Here is a 3,402-nt window from a genome sequence, read left to right on the forward strand (position 1 = left end):
GGGGTGGGAGATGTGGAGAAGAGACAGGCGAGGGGGGGCGCGGGCCGGGGGGCGGAAAATCGGGATGCCATCCGTCCAAAGCGAGGCCTGAAGAATCCTAGAGTTCTCCTTTAGAAAAGAGGAATCTCAAATTCCCCTTTAGGGCAGATCGATTACGAAATGAAAAATTTACAACCGCTGGATTACCGCTCTCTTCCCGGCGGGGCGCACGTTGACACCCCCCGACCGGTCATGGAACTCTCCGAGTGCACCCATGGCAGCGACTGCGCGGCGGTGGGGCCTGGGGAGGCAACGGGGGGATGGATCGCAGATGACAGCCGTATTCACCGGGCACAGCAGAGCCTGTGCCTATCGGGCCGGGTTTGAATTCTTTTCCGGGATTTCCTGAAAGGGACCGTCCTGTTACGACCCGACGTCCTTTCGGTGGCCTTTGTGCGGGCCCCGGTCACGTTCCCTTTCCCCCAGGTTTCCCCCAGGGGCCATCGATTCAGCCATTCACTGCAGCATCCGGTGCGGGAGACGTGCGTCTTCCGTGCCGTCTGCGGGGTGCGTCAGCTCATGAAGGAGATTCAATGGAGTTTCACTCATGCCCCAGGAACCACGCCCGGGAAGTCCCTGTCGCCGCCGGCTCCGTCCTCTGCGCCGGCTGTGTCGAGCAGCTGGAACGTAACCTGCGCACCCTTCCCGGCCTCCACCAGGAAGGACTGCACCACATTCTGTCGACGTCCCGGCGGCGCAACCCGACAAAGGTGTCGGGCAGCCGTCGGCGGGACCATCTGAACATCTCCGCCCTCGACGCCAGGAACAACATCCTCGCGATCCTGGAGTCGTGGTCCGGGTTTGTCGTGGAGAAGCTGGGGGCTGCCGCCCCCGGACGCTCCGTCCCGCATCTCGCATGCTTTTTGATACTCAACCTGGAGTGGCTCACCACCCAGCCTCCGGCTGCCGAATTCGCCGATGAAGTCGAGAGCCTCCAGGTGGAATCGCTGCGCGCCATCGACCCGGATTCCGACGATGAGCACGCGCCGGTCATCGCGTGTGTCATGGACGACTGCCCGGGCACCATCAACGCTTCGCCGCGCAATGCAAGGACGCCGGGCCGGGGCAGCATCAGCTGTTCTTCCGGGCATTCCTGGGAAATGCGCGAGTTACTCACCATCCGGCATCTCATGGACCGGCAGAGGAAGGACGCCGCATGAATCGACCGCCGCGCCACCGGCTCGTTCCCACCAATGTGGCCGCGCTGGCCACCGGTGTGTCCGAAGCGACCATCCGCAAGTGGGTGAGCCGGGGCAAGATAACCCGTTACGGCACACCAGGACGTTCCCAGTTCGACATAGAAGAGCTCACGGAAATCGCTCTGCAGCGCCAGCGCTGAGCGGATTTCGTGAGCGTCTTCGCGCGGCCCCCGCGGGCCGTGGTCGCGGTGGCCGCCGCCGGTACTCCCTGCGTGGGGGGCCGGCGGCGGCCATTGCCGGTGGTGGCGGGTCAGGGCGTCTCCGGCGGGTGCGGGGCGGGCGGCGCGGCGCGGGTCAGGGCGCGGTCGGTCAGGGCGGCCGCCGCTCCGGTGTAGGCCTCGGGGGCGAACAGGTCGCCGGCACCGGCACCGGCCAGGGCGGCGGCCGCCCGCGGGTCCTGGCCCAGGATGTCGGCCAGCGGCCGGCCGGTGCGGGCCGCGTCGGCCGAGGCCCGGTCCAGCAGGGTGCGGGCGGCGGCCTTGCCCAGCGGTGCGGCCAGGACCGCGGCGATCCGCTCGGAGACGATCCGGCCCCCGGTCAGGGCGGTGTTGGCGCGCATCCGGGCGGGGTCGACCGTCAGCTGGGACAGGAGTTCCGCGGCCTGGTGGGCCGCTCCCCCGGCCAGCCGCAGCAGGGCGCGCAGCGGCTCCCATTCGGCGTGCCAGGCGCCGGCGGAGCGTTCGTCCTCGCTGAGCATGCAGCCCAGCACGCCCGCCGCGAGCTGCGGGGCCTGCAGGGCGGCGGAGCGGATGGCGGTGGCCAGCACGGGGTTGCGTTTGTGCGGCATCGCCGAGGAGGCGCCGCGGCCGGCGGGCGCCGGTTCGTGCACCTCGCCGACCTCGGTGCGGGTCAGCGACAGCACGTCCACGGCGATCTTGCCCAGGGCGGCGCAGGTGAACGCGGCGCCCTGGGCCAGGTCCGCCACCGGGGTGCGCAGCACGTGCCAGGGCAGCAGCGGGGCGTGCAGGCCCAGTTCGGCGGCGAAGGCCTCGGTCAGGTCGTGGACGTAGGCGGCGGGGTCGGCGCCCGGGGCGTGTGCGAGGTAGCCGGCCAGGGTGCCGGCGGCCCCGCCGAGCTGGACCGGCGCCCGCGCCTCGAGGGCGGCGAGCCGGTCGGCCGCGTCCAGCACGAGGTGGCGCCAGCCCGCCGCCTTGCAGCCGAAAGTGGTGGGCACCGCGTGCAGGGCCAGGGTGCGGCCGGCCATGAGGGTGTCGCGGTGGGTCCGGGCCAGCGCGGCCAGCGCCTGCTCGGCGCGGTCCAGGTCGGCGCGGATCAGGCGCAGGGCCCGGCGGGCGACCAGCATGGCCGCCGTGTCGAAGATGTCCTGGCTGGTGGATCCGCGGTGCACGTAGGCGGCCGCGGCCGGATCCCGGGCGGCCACCAGGGCGGTGAACTCCCCCACCAGGGCCACCACCGGGTTGGCGGACTGGCGGGCCCGGGCGGCCAGCGCCACCACGTCCAGCTGCTCGGCCCGCGCCGCCCCGGTGATCGCCCGGGCGGCGGCGTCGGGCACCGTGCCCAGGCGGGCCTGGGCCCGGGCCAGCGCCGCCTCGGCATCGAGCATGGCCTGCAGCCACGCCTGGTCGGACACCGCGGCCGCCACCGGCACATCGGCCCAGACCGGCGCGAGCAGCCCGGCATCGGGCCGCGCCGCGTCCGGCCGCACGGTGTCCGGCCGCACCGTATCCGGGCCCGGCGGCGGCGCGACGGGCAGGCGGTCAGTGGTCATGGGGTGTGACTCCTTGTCCTGTACGGGCGCCTGCCGGCGGGCACAACGCCCGTGCCCGGCGGGGCGGTTGCCGCCCGGCCGGGTGGTTGGCGCCCGGCCGGGCTGCGGCGTGGCGGTCTGCGGTGCGGCGGGCGGATGGTCGGCGGTCGTGGACGGCTTCTCCCGGCTTCGGCACAACATTCGCCGCTGGCCCGGCGGTTGCCGCCCCGCCGGATGACGGTGCGGCGGGCGGGTGACCCGGCGGAGCGGGTGAAGGCGCACCCCGGGCGGATGTCGGTTCCGGCACGCTTCCGCCCCCGACGGAGGTGGTTGGCGCCCGGCCGGGCGGCGGCGCGGACGGTGGCGTGGCGGTCTGCGGTGTGGCAGGCGGATGGTCGGCGGTCGTGGACGGCTTCTCCCGGCTTCGGCACAACATTCGCCGCTGGCCCGGCGGTT

General features: G+C 72.6%; 3 protein-coding genes. 2 read left to right on the forward strand and 1 reads right to left on the reverse strand.

Features of this window, described 5'->3' with window-relative positions; all coding sequences use genetic code 11:
- Nucleotides 1–572: 572 nt before the first annotated feature.
- Entirely contained in the window at nt 573–1,199 is a 627-nt protein-coding gene (locus tag AOK03_RS33290) for a hypothetical protein (RefSeq protein ID WP_055569109.1), read from the forward strand.
- The gene (locus AOK03_RS42885; protein WP_150163957.1) at nt 1,196–1,378 is read left to right on the forward strand and encodes a MerR family transcriptional regulator; all 183 of its coding nucleotides are present in this window, start codon (nt 1,196–1,198) and stop codon (nt 1,376–1,378) included. Before AOK03_RS33290 ends, AOK03_RS42885 begins: the two co-directional genes overlap by 4 nt.
- A 110-nt stretch (nt 1,379–1,488) precedes the next feature.
- Here the strand turns inward: AOK03_RS42885 and AOK03_RS33295 are convergent, their stop codons facing one another.
- Nucleotides 1,489–2,967, reverse strand: a complete 1,479-nt coding sequence (locus AOK03_RS33295) for a nitrosuccinate lyase (protein ID WP_079075113.1) — start codon at nt 2,965–2,967, stop codon at nt 1,489–1,491.
- Nucleotides 2,968–3,402: the final 435 nt, after the last annotated feature.

This window comes from Streptomyces atriruber, assembly GCF_001418325.1.
GTDB classification, from domain to species: Bacteria; Actinomycetota; Actinomycetes; order Streptomycetales; family Streptomycetaceae; genus Streptomyces; species Streptomyces atriruber.

What these genes read in the sequence shown, in the direction of transcription:
- AOK03_RS33290 (WP_055569109.1), top strand. Translation starts at nt 573, where the DNA reads ATGGAGTTTCACTCATGCCCCAGGAACCACGCCCGGGAAGTCCCTGTC.
- AOK03_RS42885 (WP_150163957.1), top strand. Translation starts at nt 1,196, where the DNA reads ATGAATCGACCGCCGCGCCACCGGCTCGTTCCCACCAATGTGGCCGCG.
- AOK03_RS33295 (WP_079075113.1), bottom strand. Translation starts at nt 2,967, where the DNA reads ATGACCACTGACCGCCTGCCCGTCGCGCCGCCGCCGGGCCCGGATACG.